Source organism: Haloferax elongans ATCC BAA-1513, assembly GCF_000336755.1.
Taxonomy (GTDB): Archaea; Halobacteriota; Halobacteria; order Halobacteriales; family Haloferacaceae; genus Haloferax; species Haloferax elongans.
In genome coordinates this window covers 296,718-316,536 of the sequence record NZ_AOLK01000019.1, presented here as the reverse complement: position 1 = coordinate 316,536, position 19,819 = coordinate 296,718, and the positions used below count along the sequence as shown (strand labels likewise).

15 protein-coding genes are annotated in these 19,819 nt (G+C 61.9%); 7 read left to right on the top strand and 8 right to left on the bottom strand.

Annotated elements, in window-relative coordinates; all coding sequences use genetic code 11:
* The first annotated feature begins 7 nt into the window (after positions 1-7).
* The 6 genes from C453_RS12340 (at position 8) to C453_RS12315 (ending at position 8,419) form a co-directional block, all read left to right on the top strand.
* The gene (locus tag C453_RS12340; protein WP_008324914.1) at positions 8-1,483 is read left to right on the top strand and encodes an ATPase domain-containing protein; all 1,476 of its coding nucleotides are present in this window, start codon (positions 8-10) and stop codon (positions 1,481-1,483) included.
* Positions 1,484-1,510: 27 nt separating this feature from the next.
* Positions 1,511-2,584 (top strand): sensor histidine kinase, encoded by a 1,074-nt coding sequence (locus C453_RS12335; RefSeq protein WP_049907668.1) that lies wholly within the window; start codon positions 1,511-1,513, stop codon positions 2,582-2,584.
* On the top strand, positions 2,574-5,057 hold the full coding sequence (locus C453_RS12330) for a PAS domain S-box protein (protein WP_241430756.1): 2,484 nt from the start codon (positions 2,574-2,576) through the stop codon (positions 5,055-5,057). The genes C453_RS12335 and C453_RS12330 overlap by 11 nt, the downstream gene beginning before the upstream one ends.
* A 95-nt stretch (positions 5,058-5,152) precedes the next feature.
* A complete protein-coding gene (locus C453_RS12325) occupies positions 5,153-6,187 on the top strand; it encodes an NAD(P)-dependent alcohol dehydrogenase (RefSeq protein ID WP_008324907.1) in 1,035 nt (344 codons plus the stop codon).
* 19 nt (positions 6,188-6,206) lie between these two features.
* The gene (locus tag C453_RS12320; RefSeq protein WP_008324906.1) at positions 6,207-7,409 is read left to right on the top strand and encodes a threonine synthase; all 1,203 of its coding nucleotides are present in this window, start codon (positions 6,207-6,209) and stop codon (positions 7,407-7,409) included.
* A gap of 164 nt (positions 7,410-7,573) precedes the next feature.
* Entirely contained in the window at positions 7,574-8,419 is an 846-nt protein-coding gene (locus C453_RS12315; protein ID WP_008324905.1) for a hypothetical protein, read from the top strand.
* Between the two features lie 78 nt (positions 8,420-8,497).
* Here C453_RS12315 and C453_RS12310 read toward each other — a convergent pair whose 3' ends face one another.
* The 8 genes from C453_RS12310 to C453_RS12275 all read right to left on the bottom strand — a co-directional run bounded on the left by C453_RS12310 (position 8,498) and on the right by C453_RS12275 (position 19,051).
* Complete coding sequence (locus C453_RS12310) at positions 8,498-8,974, bottom strand: YbaK/EbsC family protein (RefSeq protein WP_008324904.1); 477 nt, start codon at positions 8,972-8,974, stop codon at positions 8,498-8,500.
* 169 nt (positions 8,975-9,143) lie between these two features.
* Positions 9,144-9,563 (bottom strand): type IV pilin, encoded by a 420-nt coding sequence (locus tag C453_RS12305; RefSeq protein ID WP_049907681.1) that lies wholly within the window; start codon positions 9,561-9,563, stop codon positions 9,144-9,146.
* Between the two features lie 260 nt (positions 9,564-9,823).
* A complete protein-coding gene (locus tag C453_RS12300; protein ID WP_008324902.1) occupies positions 9,824-10,252 on the bottom strand; it encodes a type IV pilin in 429 nt (142 codons plus the stop codon).
* A gap of 326 nt (positions 10,253-10,578) precedes the next feature.
* Entirely contained in the window at positions 10,579-11,796 is a 1,218-nt protein-coding gene (locus tag C453_RS12295) for a glycosyltransferase (RefSeq protein ID WP_008324901.1), read from the bottom strand.
* The gene (locus C453_RS12290) at positions 11,793-12,749 is read right to left on the bottom strand and encodes a glycosyltransferase family 2 protein (protein ID WP_008324898.1); all 957 of its coding nucleotides are present in this window, start codon (positions 12,747-12,749) and stop codon (positions 11,793-11,795) included. The genes C453_RS12295 and C453_RS12290 overlap by 4 nt, the downstream gene beginning before the upstream one ends.
* Positions 12,746-14,461, bottom strand: a complete 1,716-nt coding sequence (locus C453_RS12285) for an alkaline phosphatase family protein (RefSeq protein ID WP_008324896.1) — start codon at positions 14,459-14,461, stop codon at positions 12,746-12,748. The genes C453_RS12290 and C453_RS12285 overlap by 4 nt, the downstream gene beginning before the upstream one ends.
* 164 nt (positions 14,462-14,625) lie before the next feature.
* Entirely contained in the window at positions 14,626-14,994 is a 369-nt protein-coding gene (locus C453_RS12280) for a hypothetical protein (RefSeq protein ID WP_008324892.1), read from the bottom strand.
* Between the two features lie 106 nt (positions 14,995-15,100).
* Entirely contained in the window at positions 15,101-19,051 is a 3,951-nt protein-coding gene (locus tag C453_RS12275; protein WP_241430753.1) for a PQQ-dependent sugar dehydrogenase, read from the bottom strand.
* Positions 19,052-19,345: 294 nt separating this feature from the next.
* Between C453_RS12275 and C453_RS12270 the strand changes: the two genes are divergently transcribed.
* Positions 19,346-19,765: a VOC family protein gene (locus tag C453_RS12270; RefSeq protein ID WP_008324883.1), complete on the top strand. Its 420-nt coding sequence runs from the start codon at positions 19,346-19,348 to the stop codon at positions 19,763-19,765.
* The last annotated feature ends 54 nt before the right edge of the window (positions 19,766-19,819 follow it).

Below are 19,819 nucleotides of genomic sequence, written 5' to 3'. Positions count from 1 at the left end.
CAACTAGATGACTCCACCAGCGGAACCGCCTCGAATTTCGACTGGTGTCGACGGACTCGATTCGATTCTCAACGGTGGTCTCATTACCGGACGAAGTTACCTCGTTCGTGGTGCACCGGGGACGGGAAAGACGATTCTCGGCATGCACTTCTTGGAGGAAGGAATCGACAACGGTGAGTCCGCACTCTTCGTCAATCTCGAAGAGTCCGAGTCGGACGTCCGAAGCAACGCCGCCTCACTCGGTATCGACCTCTCGGGTGTCGAGTTCCTCGACATGAGTCCGAATGCAAGCGTCTTCGTCGAGGACCAATCGTACGACATCCTCGCTGCGAGCGACGTGGAGAAAGAACCGTTCATCGAGTCGATTACCGATGCCGTCTCGGAGTACGAACCTGACCGCGTTTTTGTCGACCCAATCACGCAACTGCGATATCTGACGCCCGACACGCACCACTTCAGAAAGCAGGCAATCGGGTTCATGGAATATCTCACTGCCAACGGTGCGACTGTGATGTTCACGTCGCAGGACACCCCCGACAACCCGGACGATGACCTGCAGTTCATGAGCGATGGCTCCATCGAGCTGGACACCCAAGAAATGGGCGCTGTCATCGACGTTCCGAAGTTCCGAGGGTCAGACACTGTCGATGGAACTCACTCGATTCGTATCACTGACACCGGTCTCGTCGTCTTCCCAGAGCTACAACCCCTGACACACTCTCGGGAGTTTCCGAACGAGTCGATTCCATCAGGTGTCCCGAAAATAGACAAACTTCTGCACGGTGGTCTCGAACGGGGAACAGTCAGCATCATCAGCGGACCGACCGGTGTCGGAAAGACGACGCTCGGAACGCAGTTCATCAAAGAGGCAGCAGGTCGCGGTGAGCGGTCTGTGTTGTACCTCTTTGAAGAGAGCTACTCGACGTTCCGCGAGCGCAACGAATCGATTGGCATCCCCATCTCTCAGATGGAAGAACAGGGCTCACTCCACGTCCGAGAGATGGAACCGCTGAACCTCTCGCCGCAGGAGTTCGCCCAGCAGGTCCGAGACGAGGTGGAAGGACACGATACGAAAATCGTGATGATAGACGGTATCAACGGCTACCAACTGGCCGTGCAGGGCGGAACGGACGTACTCATCCGAAAACTCCACGCACTGGGACGGTACCTCAAGAACATGGGGGTAACCGTCGTCTTCATCGACGAGCACAGGAACGTCACTGGTGAGTTCACCGCGACGAACTCCGGTGTCAGTTACCTCGCTGACAACATCGTCTTCCTTCAACACGTCGAGATGAATGGAAAGCTACAGAAAGTCATCGGCGTGTTGAAGAAGCGAACGACGCAGTTCGAACACCAACTCCGGCAGTTCGAGATTACGGAACACGGGCTGAAGGTCGGTGCCCCGATGACGGGTACGAAAGGCATCCTGTCGGGAGCGCCGGAGAGCGCTGACTCGAACCGGAACTCGAACGAGCGGTAACACTCCACTACTAGGTTTGATTATTTGATGACACCGAACCAATCCCGGAAGGAGTCGTGGGGGGGCGACGAAGGCCGGGGGTCAGCCGACAATATGCGGTTGCTTCTGTTGCTCTCGAACGGGAAAAGCGGACGAGTTCTCTCCGAAAAACTCCGCCCGGAGTACGACATCTCGACCGACAACTCGGCACTCGAAACTGGTGACTTTGACCTGTGTATCTTGGATGCATACTCTCTGGAACAGTTCCGAACCCAACTCGTGTCCGTCAAGCAATCCGAAGAGCCCGTCTTCCTTCCGATTCTGCTCGTCGTGAGTCCAGAGTGGAACCAAATCGACCCGTCAGTCTTCGATATCGTCGACGAGGTCATCACGGTTCCACTGGTTCTCGAAGAACTCGGACCGCGAATCGAATCGCTGCTTCGGAACCGCCGGCTTTCACAGGACCTAAGCCAACGAGACCAGGTCGAGCAGATGGCTGCAATCATCTCACACGACCTTCGAAACCCCTTGAGCGTCGCGCGTGGGAATCTCGAACTCGGGCGGGAAAGCGGCTCTGACGAACACCTCGAAAAAGCATCAGACGCGTTGGACCGGATGAACACACTAGTCGAAGACCTCCTCTCGTTTGCGAAACAGGAGTACTCACAGCCCGACATCGGTCCCGTGTCTCTCTCCGATGTCGCGGTCCGCTCTTGGAACCAAGTCGAGACCCAGTCGTCCGACTTGAAGATGGACCTTTCCGAAGACACCGCCGTCCTCGCGGACGCGAGTCGTTTGCAGGAGCTGTTCTCGAATCTGTTTCGAAACGCGTGCGAACACAACGACGAAGCCGTCACTATCACCGTCGGCCCGCTTCAGACAGGGTTCTTCGTCGAAGACGACGGCGACGGTATCACCGAGACGTCCCGAGACATCTTCGAGACGGGATACTCGACGAACGTCGACGGAACTGGATTCGGGCTTGCAATCGTGAAGCGAATCGCCGACTCGCACTCGTGGGACGTCGTGCAGACCGAGTGTCCGGGAGGCGGAGCACGGTTCGAGGTGACGGGCGTTCAGTTCCTCGACGACGGGTCAGCGACGGTCGGTGGTGAATTCTAACCCCGTGGATTTCGACTGGCCGGAGACCCAAGACGTTCGGAGCCATCGAGTGACGCTGCTTCTCGGCCACCGCGAAAATAGAGAGTTGCTCGCGGAGTGGATTCGAGAGGAGACACCTCACGTCCCGCTCGTGCCCGACGATGGAGCGGCCTCGCCGGTCGCAGAAGACGGCGATATCTCGTTCACTTCGGCCGATAGCGACACCAGTCCGTTTGCTTCGGCCGACAGAGACACCAATCCATACGACTCGGATGGTGACAGGGACATCCCACGGGGCGACATCTGTATCGTCGACCAACGGATGGTCGCACAACATCGGGAGTGGGTGTCGGCTCAGAAACGGGCGGCGAACCGCGAGTTCTATCCGGTGTTGCTCGTCCACTCAGACGACGAACGACGGCTGAAACAGTGGATCTGGTCGCTCGTCGACGAGGCGATTGCAGCACCGATACGGATTCCGGTGTTCGAGCGACGGCTGAACAACCTCTTGGAGCGACGGCGACTCTCAGTCGCCCACGCACGTGAGTTTCGCACAGCCGAACATCAGTACCGGGCGCTCTTCGAAGCGAGTAACGACGCAATCGTCGTCTTCGACCCAGTCCGTGACGTTATCCAGGAGTCGAACAAGCGTGCGACTGAACTGCTCGGTTACTCTCGAGCCGAGCTTAGACAGCTCTCGCCAGCGTCTTTGTTTTCTACCGATACGGACAGATACCATGCGTTCGTCGAGGCCACGCTCGACACCGGAAGAGGGTGGACAGACGACCTCGTCGTTACCAGACGGGACGGAACCGAAATCGTGACTGAGGTGTCCGTGAGCGTCATCGAGTTCGACGACTCACCGCGACTCGTAGCGAGTATCCGAAACGTCACCGAACGCCACTCACAGAAACTCGAACTCGAGAGACGGCGAGACGAACTCGACGAACTCCACAGCATCAATCGAACGCTCAGAAAGACGACGCAGGCGGTGGCGAGGGCGTCGTGCCGAAGCGAACTCGAACAGAAGGTGTGCGAACAGTTGGCGAATTCTGACCGCTACGAGTTCGCCTGGATTGGGACTGCAGACGAGGAAACCGGAGAAATCGTCCCGCAGACTGTCGCAGGCGACGCGCCGGAGTATCTAGAGTCGGTCACCATCCGCGCCGACGACACACCGACCGGTCGGGGACCGGCAGGGACGGCCTTGCGAAAAGGCGTCGTGAGCATCGTCCAAGAGACCCAGACCGACCCCGCGTACGAACCGTGGCGACACCTCGCAACGCGATACGGAGTCGACGCCGTCGCCGGCGTTCCGATTCGGCACGACGACGAGACGTATGGTGTCTTGACCATCTACGCAAACGAACCCAACGCGTTCGGCGAGAAAGAACGCAACGTGCTTGCAGACCTCGGCGTAACCGTCGGGCACGCTATCAATGCACTCCAGGCGCACAGAGACGCGAAACGGTTCGAAGAGGCGGTCGAACACGCGGGCCACGCGATTTACATCGCCAGCGGAGACGGCACTATCGAGTACGTCAACTCCGCGTTCGAGGAGAGTACCGGATACACCCGCGAAGAAGTCGTCGGCTGTCACCACTCAGTTCTTCGAACTGGTGAAGACAACCCGTCGTTCCACACGGAGTTGTGGGAGTCGGTCTCGACGGGCGACACGTGGCAAGACGAGACGACTGGGCGGCGAAAAGACGGGCGGCGGCAACACATCGACCAGACGGTCGCACCGATATCGACCATTGGTAACGAAGAAAACTACATCGTCGCGGTCCGCATGGACATCACCGACGAGAGACGCCGACAACAGCAGTTGCAAACCCTCCATCGAGTCCTGCGGCACAACATTCGAAACGAATTGAACGTCATTCGGGGCTACCTCGACATCGTCGATGAGGAGACGCCAGAGGGGACCGCCGAGAGTGCGATGTCTAAGATTCGGTCGTCGACCGAGGAACTCCTTCGGACGAGCCGACAGGCCAGACGCATCGAACAGACGTTCGTCAGGTCGGACGACGCGTCCGAGTCGCCAGCGAAGCAGTCGTTTTCGTCGGTTGTTCGTGCCCACTGTGACTTGGTTCGGACTCGGTTCTCGGAGGCGACAGTCGAGTGGTCGGTCCCAGAGTGCGGCGCTGCCGTGGATGCCGAGTTCGGGACTGCACTCAACGAGATACTCACGAACGCGCTCAGACACAACGACAGCGCGGCCCCGACCGTTATCTGCGAGGCGTCGGTCGAGAACACGGGCGCGACAGTCACGCAGGCCGTCGTCTCTGTTCGCGACAATGGACCGGGAATCCCGGTTCACGAACGTCGTGTCCTCAGAGAGGGCGAAGAGACGCCGCTGCTTCACGGGAGCGGCCTCGGCCTCTGGCTCGTCAATTGGATACTCACCGAACTCGGTGGAGAGGTTCGCATCGACGACAACGACCCGAGAGGGACGGTCGTTACGATGCGACTCCCACTGTACGACGTCTGAGGCGCCCACGCGACCTGAAACCCGCTGTCCGCCGAGGCTTACTTACTGCCGGGCGACCTGTGTTTCGAACACCGAGCGTCGTCTCGATACTGCCCATGCACGTCGTCGAACTCACAGAACCAGGAATCTTCGAGCACAGAGAGCGCCCGCGTCCAGCCCCCGGACCCAACGAGGTGCTGGTCGAGATACGGCACGTCGGAATCTGCGGGTCCGACGTTCACTACTACGAACTCGGCCGAATCGGCGACTACGTCGTCACCGACCCGCTCGTCTTGGGCCACGAGAGTGCTGGCGTCGTCGCTGAGGTCGGACGCGATGTCGACCACCTCGACTCGGGCGACCGGGTCGCCCTCGAACCCGGCGTTCCATGTGGCGAGTGCGCCCAGTGCCGATCGGGAACGTACAACCTCTGTCCCGACGTCGAGTTCATGGCGACACCCCCGGACGATGGCGCGTTCGCGGAGTACGTCGCGTGGGACGCCGACTTTGCCTACCGGCTTCCGGACGGTGTTTCGACCCGTTCGGGTGCCCTCTGTGAACCACTCAGTGTCGCACTGCACGCGACACGCCGTGCAGCAATCGACCTCGGTGAGACCGTCCTCGTAACGGGCGCTGGACCAATCGGCGCGATGGTCGTGAAAACCGCCCGTGCGGCCGGTGCAGGCGACATCCTCGTTTCCGACGTGGTTCCGTCGAAACTCGACCGGGCGCGCGAGATGGGAGCGACAGAGACGATAAACGTCTCTGAGCGCTCTCTCGAAGCCGCCATCGACGACATCACCGGCGGCGATGGTGTCGATGTCGTCGTCGAGGCGTCTGGTGCGACTCCGGCAATCGCCGCAACGACAACTGTCGTCCGTCGTGGCGGGACCGTCGTCTGTATCGGCCTCTCCGGCGACGACGAGATTCCTATCGCAACCAACGAACTGGTCGACAAGGAACTCGATTTCCGTGGGTCGTTCCGCTTCCGAAATACGTACCCGGACGCGATTTCGCTCCTCGAACGCGGTGTCATCGACGTGGAGGATATCATCGACTTCGAGATGCCGATGGCCGACCTGACCGCAGCCTTCGAACGCGCCCAAGAACCAGACGTCGTAAAGGGGATGGTCGCCGTCGGGTCCGAGTGAGCATGGTGGGCGATTTCCAATGACGCTCGAACGCGTCTGTGACGACTGTGGTGCACGAACGACCGCTCCGGCCGCGAGATGTGACTGTGGCGAGCCGCTCTGGCTTGCCACCGACCCGGGGTCGTTTTCGTGGGACGACGTCTCCGACTCCCCGGGGATGTGGCGATACGAGGCGTTGCTCCCGGTCGGCTTCCCGGGCGGACTCGCCGCGGCAGCAGGTGGAACGCCACTCCTCCGCGACGATGCACTCGACGAGTACGCTGGTACGACCGTCCACGTCAAAGTAGAGGGGAGCCACCCGACAGGGAGCTTCAAAGACCGCGGGAGTGCCGTGGGGTTGGCTGCCATCGAATCCGGTCTCGTCGGTGACGCTGCCGCTGTCGGCACCGTTTCGCACGGAAACATGGCGATGAGTACCGCCGCGTTCGCGACGGCCGCGGACGTGCCCTGTGTGGTGTTCGTCCCCGACGACGTCCCGCAAGCACGACTCGACGTTATCGGCCAGTTCGACCCGGCGATACTGACCGTGGCGGGCGAGTACAGCCGTCTCTACGACCGAACGCTCGAACTCGGGCCCGACAACGACGTCGTCTTTCTTAACTCCGACGTCCCGCTCAGGGTCGAAGGCCAGAAGACGACCGTTGTGGAACTCTGTGAGGCCTTCGCCCCCGACGTGCCTGACGCGATCGTCCTCCCCGTCAGCAGTGGTGGACACGCGAGCGGTGTGTGGAAAGCCGTGCGGGAACTCCACGAAGCCGGGACGATTGGCCGTATTCCAGAACTCTACTTGACGCAGGCCGCAGCCTGCGCTCCCATCGCCGATGCGTTCGAACGAGGCGACTCAACCGTCTCTCGCGTCGAGGGCGGCGACACCATCGCGTACTCTATCGCCAACGCCGACCCACCGAGTGGGACGCGAGCGCTCCGTGCCGCCAGCGAAACCGGTGGTGCGGTCGTTTCAGTCACTGACGACGAGATTCGAGACGCCCAACGTGTCCTCGCGACACAGGCGGGTCTGTCCGTCGAAACTGCGTCCACGACGGCGCTCGCCGGAACCAAACAGGTAGTCGAACGTGGATTCGTCGACTCGGGCGACGACGTTGCAGTCATCGCGACCGGGACCGGCCTCAAAGAGCCGCCAGCCGAAGGAAGTCACGACCCCGTCGGCACGGTCGGTATCGACGACATCGACGCGGCTCTCGGTCGGTTTCTCGGTGGATAGACTGGCGTGTAATCCACCGACTCCCGTCGGAGAACAGCGGACATAGTGGTGTTGGTGTAACCGGAATTTCACTTCTGAAACGTGCGGATACTCGCCGTAGCGTGGCTCTCAGCCGTTAGGAGCCGCCTAGTAATCTTCGGACATGTACATCTGTTCGGTACGACATGTCTATCGCAATCGGTCACTTCGCGTTCGGAGCGGCGCTGACCGCGCTCACGGCCGCGCTCTTCGTCCCAAGATTTCGGTTCCACCGGACCGTGGTGGTCTTCGGTGGACTGTGGGCGATGATTCCCGACTTCTATCACGTCTCACCCGTCGGCGGGTCGTTCGTTCGGCTTATCCACGATTCTGCCGCAGCGGACCTCTTTTGGGGCCACGGCGCGCTCGACGCGTTCGACGTCACCGATTCGAAAGAAATCGCTGCACTGTTCCTCGGATTCTTCTTCGTCGCCACAGTCCTCTCGGAGATACGGATGGCTGCAGTTCGTGGCCGTGTCGAGACCGGTACCCGCGATGGTTGGTACTCACCAGCGGGTGCAAACTCGTCGCCGGGTGCAGACTCACGGCCGGGCGCAGATTCGTGGCCAGTCGCAACCGGCGGCGGTGTCGATATGGCTCCCGTCGAGCGGTCGTGGCTCGATAGGTCTGTCTTCGGCCGGTCTGCCAAGCGGGCCGCCGCATTCACTGCGCTCCTTGCTGGCGTGGGGTTGCAATCGCTGTTGTTCTCCCGGCCGCAGTACATCGGTCTCCTCGTCGGACTCGGTGCGCTTCTCGAACTCGTCGGGCTGACCATGTTCCTCGACGTCTCACCGTTCGATAGGTGGGTGAAGTCGGTGTTCCCGCCCGCCGTGCGGACCATGGGCGCGCTCGTCGTGACGTTCGCGGCGCTCGCAGTCGCGGGCGGGCTTCTCATTCCAATCCAGCAACTCACGCCGCTCGCGTTGTCCTACGCGGCGTTAGCTATCGTCATCGTTCTCCAGACGATTCGGTTCTGGGAGTCGGCGGTCTGATTCGGCCTGCTACCACCACTTGCTACCAGCAACTGCTTCCGGAGCGGCGGCGACTCACTCGAACACGGCAGCCACGACTCATTCGAACACATCGACGAACCGCGGGTTCGACAGCTCGCGTAGCTGGTCGGGCGTCAGTCGAAACACCGCTTCGGGCGTCCCGGCGGCGGCCCAGATTTCGTCGAAGTCGTCGAACACCGGGTCGGCGAGTATCGGACAACCGTTGGCATGGCACGTCGGCGGAACGCCGCCGATACTCCACCCCGTCGCTTCCTTTACTTCGGAGGCGTTCGCACTCCGAACCTCGGCAGGGTCGGCGTCGAATTCGGTTGCGAGCGCCGCCTCGTCGACGCGGTTCGCGCCACTCGTGAGGACGACGACTGTCTCGTCGCCCACGCGCATCACGATGCTCTTGACGATTTGGGAGACGTCGCAGTCGATTGCGTCGGCGGCATCGGCCGCCGTCTTCGTTCCCTCTGGAAACTCGCGAACGTCGATTTCGATGCCGTGTTCTGCCCGGACCTCGTCGGCGAACCGCTTGGCCGTCGGGTGCATGCCAACGGATTCTGCGGCTTGCACTATGAACGTTCGCCGGGGGTGGGGCTCGGCAGTGTTCCTCTCGCCTGTTCGTCAAAAGGGGTGGCAGAAGGGACGTATAGTTGAAACCGACAGAAGAGACGTGTAATTGGTCGGTAAGAGAGCCGTTTGGCGTGGGACAGTCCCGCTAGCCGTTGTACGTCCACTTCTGGAGCGTCGACGAACTGGCTCCCGACTCTGCGGTCCAGACGACGCGGACGACGTCACCGGACGTGAACGTCGCTCCTACGTCGTAGTAGTTTCCGGCCTTGATTTTGTCGCCGGTGGTCGTTCCGTGGGTGGTCCACTGCTCGTTGGAGATGCTGTCACCCGTCACGTTGATTTGGGACGCGACGAGGGCTTCTCCGCTTTCGTGGGTAATCGTCAGGTTGCTTCCATTGTAGTCGAACGTGAAACTCGCTTGCGGTGCGGTGCTCACTTGGTTGCCAAGCCCGAGGACGAACGTCCCGATAACGGCCGCGAGGATGACTGTGATAGCGACCATGAGGATGACGCCGATGACTGGCGAAACGGCACGAGAGTCTGTGAATAGCTGTTTGATGTTCATTGTGTTCTCCATGGTAACCGGACAACGAGTGTGTGACTCGCGGGAAAAATCGAGTCGGTGGCAACACACTTGCCGGGGAAACCTACAGTAAATTGAACGTTTTGGAGATATTTAAGTTCATGTTACCAGGAATATCGTCTTTGGTATGTCCTTGTATATCTGTTCTCATAGTAGACAGCCAACCGCTGCGTGGTCGGTGCTGCCGCTCGATGGCTGAAAAACGGAAAATGTGGATCGGGCGAGTGTCGCTCGAAAGCCGCTCAGTTGTTGTAGGTGTACTTCTGCAGGGTTGCAGAGTTAGCACCGGATTCGGAGGTCCAGATGACACGGACCGTGTCACCGGAGCTGAGTGCACCCGAGTCGACTTCGAAGTAGTCGCCTGCGTTCATCTGTCCGTCACCGCCGTCGTAGGTCGTCACGGTCGCGCCCGCGTTGGACGAGACAGAGACGTTCAGGTTGGAGGCGGTGATTGCGTCACCACTTTCGTGCGTGACAGTCACGTTCCCCGCCGTGCTGTTGTAGTCGAAGCTGAAGCTCGCCTGCGGTGCGGTGTCTCCCACCTGGTCTCCGAGTCCGAGGACGAACGTCCCGATGACGGCCGCGAGGATGACTGTAATGGCGACCATGAGGATGACGCCGATGACTGGCGAGACTGCGCGTGATTCGCTGAGGAATTCTTTGATATCCATTGTTCTTCACCAGGACCGGTATCTTTCCACATCGCGCCCGTCTGTGAGGCTTCGAGCGGTTCTCGCACCGGTTCCTGTTAACAATGCGTATGTTCTGGATGTACTTAATTTCGCAATGGCTTACTTGTCGAATTCGAGGGGTTATATGATTCCTAACGCCTGATTTGGCCAATTAATGTGAACGTTCCAGTTGGATACCACACAACGAAACCCCCCGGTCGTCGCACTCAGTCTTCGAAGCCGTGGCTCTCGCAGTCTGCACTTGTCGTCCACGGAGGGACAGAGACGTGCGCCAGAAAATCAGTCGAGTTCGCGTCGAATGGGCTCTATCGGTCGTCCACCAGCGATGCGACGAACGATTCGTAGGCCGTCGTGACGGCCTGCACCGAGAAGTCCTCAGCCCGAGAGCGGAGTCGGGTGTCTTCGACGGGGTCGTCCAAGACGCGCGCTATCGCTTCCGAGAGCGCCTCGTCGTCGCCGACGGGAACGAGCGGCCCCAACTCCCCGCCGTCGAGAATCTCGTGGGGCCCGCTCGGACAGTCGGTCGACACGATTGGAAGTCCACACGCGAGCGCTTCGAGGAGAACTGTCGGCAGCCCCTCGTGTCGCGAGGAGAGGACGAACGCGTCGGCTCGCCCCATGTACGCGTAGGCGTTCTCGACGTATCCAGGGAAACACACGCGCTCGCGGATGCCGAGTGAACTGGCCAGCGACTCCAGTTCGTCGCGCTTCGACCCTGTCCCGGCGACGACCAGCCGCGTCTCCGGTCGCTCGTCGTGGACGCGCGCGAACGCCCGAAGCAGCGTGGGGAGGTCTTTCGCCGCCTCTAATCGGCCGACCGTGAACAGCACCTGTAGCGATGGGTCCGATAGCCATTCCCGTGCTGGCGTCTGCTCAGCGATGGGTTGGGTCGCTGCCGTGGCGATGTCGTCCACCTCGATTGGGTTGTACAGGACTGCAATCGACTCGGGGTCCGTTCCCAACTCGGTGGCGATGCTGTCGGCGACGCCCTCCGAGACCGCGATGACGCTGTCGGCGCTTCCGTAGAGCCGCGCGGCGATTCTCGTCGTCAGCGCCTCTTTTCGACCGTGTCTGACGCCGACGGTGTTGTGTTCGGTAAGTGCGACGGTCGTCTCAGTTCCGGAGACTGCGTCCGCGAGGACCGAGACGACGTTCGCGTGCATCATCGCCCCGATGAGAACGTCTGGCCGCTCTTCGTTGAGATATCGACGGAGCGCGGGGACGCTGGCCAGCACGCCGACAAACGGGAGTCGCGGTGTTCCGAGTTCGACCACGCGAACCGAATCGTCGAGTGCATCGGTGAACTCACCGCCGCCGTAGGAGACGACGATGTCTACTCGGTGGCCGGCCTCGACGAGGCCGTTCGCAATCGTCGCGGTCACTTTCTGCGCGCCGCCGACCCCCATCGACGGGATGTAGAAGGCGACGTGATATCTCGCGTTCGCGTTCGGTACCTTGTCTCTCTGCGTATCGTCTTTCGCAGCCCCTTCAGCCCCCGTAGCCGACGGCACGTCGAGACTCACGTCGGAACCCCCCGCGACCTGACAGCACGAGCAAGTCGCTTCGCCGACTGGTAGGTCACGCGGCCGCCCAGTGCGACAGACAGGTGGACGAGCGTGTCGGAATCGACGTGGCCACCGAGCAAGGCGAGCGCCAGCAGACGGCGCGCATCCCCATAGTAGCCCGTCCGAAGGGCTTCTTTCCCGAGTTTCGCGCGATGCGCCGCGACGAACTGTCGTTCGATACCGAGTTGCCTCGCCAACGGGCGGAACTGCTCGACGAAAAGCGGGAAACTCTCGTCACGCTTCGTCTCGAAGCGTTTCGTGACGCGGTCGCCTCCCTCGACGTACCGAATCGTCAGCGCCTCGTCGACCGACGCGAAGCGGCAGTGCTGTGAGAGTCGGACGAACCATTCGCGGTCTTGCCAACTCGGGAACCGCTCGTCCGGGAGTCCAGCGTCGTCGACGACCGACCGGCGGACCATCACACCGGAAAACTCTGACAGCGACCCTCCGAGGAGGAGGGCACGCGTCGCATCGCCTCGGACGCCGCCGGTCTGTTTCTGCACGGTCTTGCCAGCTTCGCGGTACTCGGTTCCGGTGTAGACTAGGCCGACGCTCTCGGAAACGCCATCGAACACGTCGACTTGGCGAGCGAGCTTTTCGGGATACCACTCGTCGTCGTCGTCGTGGAACGCGATGAAGCGCCCGGTTGCAGCTCGAATACCGGTGTTTCGGGCGGCGTTGCCACCGCGGTTCGTCGGATGGCGAATGATGCGAACCCGATGGATGGCGTCGACACCGACGGTCGGCTCGTCGAGAACCTCACGCGCCGGGATTTCGGAGTGGTCGTCGACGACGACGAGTTCTATCGGGCTGTACGTCTGTGCGGCCACGCTCGCGACCGCTTGGCGAAGCCCGTCGGGACGGTTGTACGTCGGGAGGACGACGCTGACGAGGGGGTTCGAGTCGCTCATTCCAGATACCCCAATTCGCGGAGCCTGTCGGCGACGTATTCCGAATCTTCGTCGGCCGCCGATTCGTCCTCGCTCGAGTCGGTTCTCTCGTCGTCGAAGAACCGTCTTTCTGCGGACATGGTGGTGTGGGTCGCGTCGGTGTCGGCTGGTTCCTCGGTGTCACGGCCGACGAGAGCCGGGTCCCAGTCGTCGAGCAGCGAGGTCCCTTCGACGTGGGCTGGAGGGTCGATGCCGAAAAGTGAGAGGACCGTCGGCACCACGTCGATAACCGTCGCGTCCGCCACGTTGAGCGTTCCTACCGACGTTGCTGGCCCGCTCAGGGCGAACAGACCGGTCCACGTGTGGCTGAACTCGTCGGTCTCACCGAACTGCTCGTCACGGACGATATCCGAAATCTTCCACGTCATTCGTGCCGGGAACAGCAGGATGTCCGGCGCGCTCTGCTCACCAGCTACGTCGCGTCCGGCGAGGGCGTGTCTGTCCTCGACGGCGTCGAAGACCCGTGTTCCATCGGGTGCCGTGACCTCGCGGAGGTCGGAAACGAGTTGGGTCCGGTAGGCATCGAACTCGTCGGCGGGAATGACGCCGCCGGGGTCGCGCCCCTCGACATTGCATCGAATCCCAAGCGAAGAGAGCGACCGAGTGAAGGCCGCAGAGCGGTCGAAATCGACGTATTCGCTCGCGTCGACGACTTCCTGAAGCACCGAGTCGGGAAGTACCCGCGCGACAGTTCGGTCGAGGCCGAGGCTGGCGAGCACGCGCTCGACCCGCGTCGGGGTGACACCGACGTGCCCGAGGAGGCCGAGTCCGCCTCGGAGCGTTCGCGTCGCGAGTGGTGGCCGGGTGTCGTCGTCGCCCTCGCTCGTCGCGGTGTGTTTGGTCTGTTCGTTCCACGCGTGGCGGACGGATTCGTCTGTCGTGACGAGGTCACCGCGGTCTTTCAGCCACGAATTGAGGTAGAAGACACGCTCGTACTGGTGGATTCCGTGGTCGGACACGAGGACGACGTGGGCGTCGGGGCCAGCGAGTTCGACCAATCGCTCGATACCCGCATCGACCCGGCGGTAGACGCGTTCGACAGCATCCGGGTCGTCGCCGTCGGTGTGGAAGACGCCGTCTGTGCTCTGGAACTGGACCATCATGAGGTCCCACTCGGTCGCGTCGGCGAGCGTCTCGGCGGCATCGACTCGGGCGTCCACCAATCGCTCGTATTCGGCGAGCCGGTCTTCTCTGGTCGCCGTCTGGCCCGCGTAGACTCGGTAGTCTGGAAGCACTTCGTCGAGTTGTCGCTTCTCGCCATCGACGAGGATATCGACGCCTTCGGTGGCGAGATAGCCCGGGACGAGACTTCCGTCGAACTCGTGGACCGGATGTGTGACTGGGACGTTCACGACGACCGACGAGAGACCGTGTGCGGAGAGTATCTCCCACAGATAGGGGACCTGTACGTCTCGGGCGGAGACGAGTTCACCGTCGGGGTCGCGGTCGTAGCCGTAGAAGTCGTAGACTCCGTGTTGCCACGGCGTCGCCCCGGTTACGACGGAGGGCCACGCGGAGGGCGTCCACGGTGGATGCGTCGTTTCGAGTTCGTCGACGACACCGGTGTCGAGGAGTTCGGCGATAGTCGGGACCGCCCCCGACTCGACGAGCGGGTCGAGTTGCTCGAAGCACGCGGCGTCGATGCCGACGATGAGTACTTTTGGGGGAGACATGAAAGACACCGTTCAATCGGCTAGACGAACGTGAGAGAGTAGATTAAGCATAGAGCGCCTAACGACGCCCGCTCGACGTAAACCACCACCTTACTGTCGGACGGTGGTGGGTGGCAACCCTCCTCGCTCCCCGAAGCCGAACCGACGATGTCGGTCGAAAACAGCTACTGCGGCGCGTGCCAGAACCGCGGCGTCGATTCGAAGTCGATTTCGGCGTCCGAAGGAGCACGCTCGTAGAGGGCGTCGTGAACCTCTTTGTAGGCGGCTTCCGGCCCTTCCTGTGCCAGTTCCGGGTGGTCGCGCGTGTCGAAGACGATTCGCCACTCGCCGTTCGAGAGGTGGAGTCCGAGGATGTACTTCCCGCGGACGTTCACCACCAGTTGGTAGGCGTGCTTCACCGTCTCCCCGTCGCGTTCGAGGTTGTAGCCGCGTACGGCGACGGCCTGCTGGATTGCCTCGTTCGCTTCGAGTTCGTCTACGAACGACGCGGGGACTGCCGTCGGCGGGAGCGATTCGACGATTGCTTCGCTCATCGTCTTCCCTCCTCGGTTCGTGCGTGCGGAGCGTCCATCGTACCCGGAGACGGGTGCTCGGGAGGTAAAGACTGTACGAAGTTCGGCGGGTGAGCGTCCGGGGACCTCAGTGCCGCTTTCGGACCGCTGCTGCACCACCGAGCGCGACCACGAGTAGTGCCAGAATCGCCCCTGCAACCCCGAAACCGGGCGTTTGTGTTTCGGTGCGCTCCTCACTCGCGTCGGTGTCTCCGACCCGGTCGCTTCCACCTGCGACTCCGTTTTCGGCCACCGGTTCGTCGCTATCGATACTGGTCGCTTCCGCGTCTCCCGTGGCTCGCTTCACACTGTCCTCGTCGCTCCCACGTTCGGTATCGTCGCTGACGCCGATAGCGTTGCGTCCGTCGTCGGGAAGCGCCGGGCTGTGGCTGTTCACGACGACTGTTCCGACGAAGGAACCGCCGACTGAGACGGCGTATTCTCCGGGCTCGTCGGGCGCGTAGGACAGTTCGACTGTCGTCTCCTCACCGCCAGCGACCTGTATCGTCTCGGTCGTGACGACCGTGCCGTTCAATTGGAGGTCGAGACTGACTTCGGTGGGCGCGTCGCCGGTGTTTCGGACCGTGGCGACGACGGAGATGTTCTCCCCGAGCGCGACTTCGCCGACGCTCGTGTTTGCCTCGATGGTCGGGGTCGGTTCGGACTGGGATTCGGTTGTTTCAGACGCTGAAGACGTGCTATCGCTACTTCCACCGCCACTGCTGCCGCCACCGCTGGAGGAGCTACTACTGCCGCCACTGCTGGACGACCCGCCGCTACTACTGCCTCCCGACGTGCTCCCGCTACTGCTCCCGACGGAGTCGCTGTTGCTACTCCCACTGTTACTCTCGTCTGACGTACTGTCCTCTCCCTCTGTGCTGTCGGTCGCTGGCGACCCGCCGGTCGTCGTCCCATCGTCAGTCCCGTCGTCGGTTCCGGTATCGGTGGAGTTGCTGGTTCCGGTGTCAGTGGAATTATCAGTGCCAGTGTCGGTAGAGTTGTCAGTCCCGGTGTCAGTGGAGTTGTCACTCTCGTCCCCGGACGAGTCCTCCGTAACTACGTCGAACGAAACCGTCTCGTTCGCTTCGGGGTTCTGGTAAACCGCGTGGCCCGCAGATGCGACCGCGACCCGGACGGTGTGCACTCCGGGTGAGAGGTCGGTAAACGTGTGCGAACCATCGAGTTCCATCACCGTCGTGTGGGTGCTCGCGTCGTCCAGCGTGAGGTGGACGTGGTCGCCTTCGACGTGGCTCGTGGCGTTCCACGAGACAGTGACGTTTGGTCCCGTGATGGTCGCGCCGTCGTCGGGACTCGTGATATCGACACTCGGCCCCGGTTCGGGTTCGTCACCGAGGTAGCGGTCTTCGAGGTAGGTTTCGACCTGCTGGCGCTCGCTCGTCGAGAGCGCGCGGTCGTAGACCACGATTGCCGCCACGTCCATGTCGAGATACGGGGGCGGTGTCATCTCGGCACCGACGACCAGCCTGTCTCCGGCTGTGTCGAAGGTGTGTGTCGCCGAGTCGATGGCGACGCCGTCTTTGTAGTGAGTCAGTTCGCCCGACTGGACCGTGGCAGACTGGACGACCATCCCGGGGCCGACCGCGTCGACGCCGGAGCTGAAGTCGTTGCCACTGCCCCAGCCTTGCACTGCGAGGTCGCCGTTCGCGTCGGCGACGAGACCGAAGGCACGGTTGCGTTGCGGTGCGCCCCACGCGACACCGCCGAAACCACCCTCGCGGTAGTCGGCGACGAAGAAGACTGTCCTGTCCGAATCGCCGGTCGGAAGAGTCAGTCCTCCCACGTGTTCGAGGGCGTCGTCGGTGCCGTCGAATCGGACCACGTCGCGGCCGTTGGCGACACCCGAGACGAGCGTGGGGGACCCGACAGCAGCGAGGTCGTTGCCGCTGCCTGACTGGTCTGTCCACGCCGTGACGGCGTCGCCGTCGGTCACGACTCCGCTTCCAGTCTCGAAGTGAGCGACGAGACCGTCGATCGGAAGCGACTCACAGGACCCATTGGCGGTGTACGTCGCGGTCAGTGTGGAGTCGCTCTCAGGGGCGGTCATCGTGTGCAGGCGCTCGCCCCCGTCGGACCACGAGTCGAATTCGTATCGCGTTCCGGCGACACACTGTGCTTCGGGCGCTTCGACGCTGTGTTGGAACCCGACGAGTGTGTCCGCGACGTAGGTCGTTTCGCGTGGAATCTGGTCGAGGTCGACCGTCAAGCCGGTGGGGGACGTGTCGAGCGTCAGATTGACTTTGTCGGGCTGGAGCGTCACCACGTCGGTGTCGGTTGTCCCATCCGAGTCGGTGGCTTTCAGCGTGATTCGGTAGCCGGTGTCGCCGCTGTAGTCGTGGCCGCTGTCCTCGACGTGAATCTCGCCGCCGGAGCCGTTTACCGGCCCGAGCACCGGATGGGTGTGGTCGTCGTGGAGGAAGACGACTGTCCATTCGAGCATCGACGGGTCGAGCGTGCCGTCTTCGGCGTCTGTTGCGCTGCCGCTGAAGTTGATGTGCTCTCCGGCGTGGAAGACCGTACCGTCGGCTGGTGTCTCAATGGTCGCCGTCGGTGCGTTCCCGGCCGAAATTCGAATCGGGTTCGACGTCACTGTCGCCGTGCCGTCGGACACTTCGAGGACTGCGTCGAACTGCCCACTCGTGTTGTAGGTATGTGTGACCGACGCGCCCGTCGCCGAGGTTCCATCGCCGAATCGCCACGTGTAGGTGAGGTCATCCCCGTCGGCGTCTGTTGCGCTGCCGTCGAAAGAGACTGTCAGTGGGGTTTCCCCGGACGACGTGTTGGCCGCCGCGCTCGTGATACGCGGTGCGCTGTTCCCGGTCGAACCCTCGTAGGTGATGCGCTTGACAGCCCCGGTCTCGTACGTCGGTGGAGAGACGATTTGGACGTAGTAGAGCGACCCATCGGGTCCTTCTTGGAGCGCGACCACAGCGCCAGCGTTTCGGTGGAAGTTGGTCACGTCGGTCACTTCGCCATTCGACCCGACGTTCAACGCCTTAATCCAGCCCTGCGCGTAGTCACCGATGAAGATGTCGTCGTCGTACGTCGCGGGGAACTGGTCTCCGTGGTAGACGAAGCCAGCCGTAATCGACCCGCCGACCTCAGGGTCGTGTGGGTACGTGTAGAGCGGGTCGTCGTAGGCGGGGTCCTCACAGTTGCCTTCGCAGTTCGGCCACCCGTAGTTCGCTCCCTTGCGGCCGATGTGGAGGTCTTCCTGTGCGACGTCGCGGTCGTTGCCACCGACCTCGCCGATGTAGTGGGTCCCGTCGTCCCAGAACGAGCGGTAGGGGTTCCGAAGCCCAATCGCCCAGATGTATCGGGTTGTGGGGTTGCTCGAATCGGCATACGGGTTGTCGCTCGGAACCGAGCCGTCGCGGTTGACGCGAATGACCTTCCCCGCCGCCTCGCCGAGGTCTTGGGAGAAGTCGCCGTTGAACATCTCGCCGGTAGTCAGGTAGAGTTTGCCGTCGGGGCCGACGTCGAGGCCGCCACCGTGGTGGTAGGCGTTCCAGCCCCACTTGCGGTTGTGCTGCCAGATGAGCTTCTCGGTCGATTTGTCGCCGCGACTGGAGAGCCCACCGGCGTTCTCGCGGTGGGTAAACCGAGCGATGCGGTCTTTCGTCTCGCCTTCGGTGGGGCTATAGAAGACGTAGACGTAGCCGTTCGACTCGAAGTTCGGGTCCAACGCGATATCGAGGAGGCCGCGTTCACCACCGGTCTCGGTCTGCGATGTGAGGTCCATGTAGACCTCTTTTTCGCCCGTCTGCGGGTCGGCGATGTACATCTTTCCGGCCTTTTCGAGGACGAGCATCCGACCATCGGGAAGGAACTCGACCATCATCGGTTGGGAGAGCCCCGAGAGCACCGTCTCTTCGCGGAACTCATCGTCTTCCATCGCCCACCCGGATGCCGCGGACGCCGGTTGGACAAAGAGCGCTGCGTCACCTGAGATGACCACGAGAACCATGAAAACCGCGAGGGCAATTCGTGTCGGACGGACAGAACCACCGAGAGGGGACATGGTGTAAATACGACGACAATGTCGCTCGTCTCGTATAGTTAAAGAGACAGAACCCGGTTCGCTCGACGAAATCGAACGACTGCACTCCCGTTCCGCTCAGAAAATGTGATACATTAATTCGATACATATGCTGACAGTCAGGAATCGAGACCAGTCTGTCACGTCTTTTCCTGACTGCTTCGGCGACTTCGAATCGGTGTCCATCGCCGAACGCTGCTCACGTTTTGGTCGAATAACTCCTCGCGTACGTCTCCCGAACGAAGCGATTTTGCGGGTGTCGCACGCAACCCGAATATGACCAGCCTTCGCGCCCATCACGTCGGTATCACGGTTCAGGACCTCGACCGCACACTCGAATTCTATCGCGACGTTCTCGGTCTCTCGGTCCTCGACACGTTCTCCGTGTCGGGCGACGCGTTCTCGACCGCCGTCGACGTTCCGAACGCGACCGGCCGATTCGCCCACCTCGATGGCGGCGACGTCCGAGTCGAACTCGTCGAATACGACCCCGAAGGCGAGTCGCTGCCGGACGCATCTCTCAATCGTCCGGGCGCTGCACACCTCGGCCTCTCCGTCGACGACGTCGACGCCGTCGTCGACCAGTTCCCGCCGCACGTCGAGACACTTAGCGAGCCACAGATCACGGAAAGCGGGACGCGAATCGCGTTCGTCCGCGACCCGGAAGGGAACCTCGTCGAACTACTTGAGGCATGAACTCTCGTCGAACTGCTCGAGGCATGAACTGCAACGCCGCGCCGACTCGAATCC

Excerpts from the sequence above, each read along its gene's own strand:
- C453_RS12340 (WP_008324914.1), top strand. The coding sequence starts at position 8 with ATGACTCCACCAGCGGAACCGCCTCGAATTTCGACTGGTGTCGACGGA.
- C453_RS12335 (WP_049907668.1), top strand. The coding sequence starts at position 1,511 with ATGACACCGAACCAATCCCGGAAGGAGTCGTGGGGGGGCGACGAAGGC.
- C453_RS12325 (WP_008324907.1), top strand. The coding sequence starts at position 5,153 with ATGCACGTCGTCGAACTCACAGAACCAGGAATCTTCGAGCACAGAGAG.
- C453_RS12320 (WP_008324906.1), top strand. The coding sequence starts at position 6,207 with ATGACGCTCGAACGCGTCTGTGACGACTGTGGTGCACGAACGACCGCT.
- C453_RS12315 (WP_008324905.1), top strand. The coding sequence starts at position 7,574 with ATGTCTATCGCAATCGGTCACTTCGCGTTCGGAGCGGCGCTGACCGCG.
- C453_RS12310 (WP_008324904.1), bottom strand. The coding sequence starts at position 8,974 with ATGCACCCGACGGCCAAGCGGTTCGCCGACGAGGTCCGGGCAGAACAC.
- C453_RS12305 (WP_049907681.1), bottom strand. The coding sequence starts at position 9,563 with ATGAACATCAAACAGCTATTCACAGACTCTCGTGCCGTTTCGCCAGTC.
- C453_RS12300 (WP_008324902.1), bottom strand. The coding sequence starts at position 10,252 with ATGGATATCAAAGAATTCCTCAGCGAATCACGCGCAGTCTCGCCAGTC.
- C453_RS12290 (WP_008324898.1), bottom strand. The coding sequence starts at position 12,749 with ATGAGCGACTCGAACCCCCTCGTCAGCGTCGTCCTCCCGACGTACAAC.
- C453_RS12285 (WP_008324896.1), bottom strand. The coding sequence starts at position 14,461 with ATGTCTCCCCCAAAAGTACTCATCGTCGGCATCGACGCCGCGTGCTTC.
- C453_RS12280 (WP_008324892.1), bottom strand. The coding sequence starts at position 14,994 with ATGAGCGAAGCAATCGTCGAATCGCTCCCGCCGACGGCAGTCCCCGCG.
- C453_RS12275 (WP_241430753.1), bottom strand. The coding sequence starts at position 19,051 with ATGTCCCCTCTCGGTGGTTCTGTCCGTCCGACACGAATTGCCCTCGCG.
- C453_RS12270 (WP_008324883.1), top strand. The coding sequence starts at position 19,346 with ATGACCAGCCTTCGCGCCCATCACGTCGGTATCACGGTTCAGGACCTC.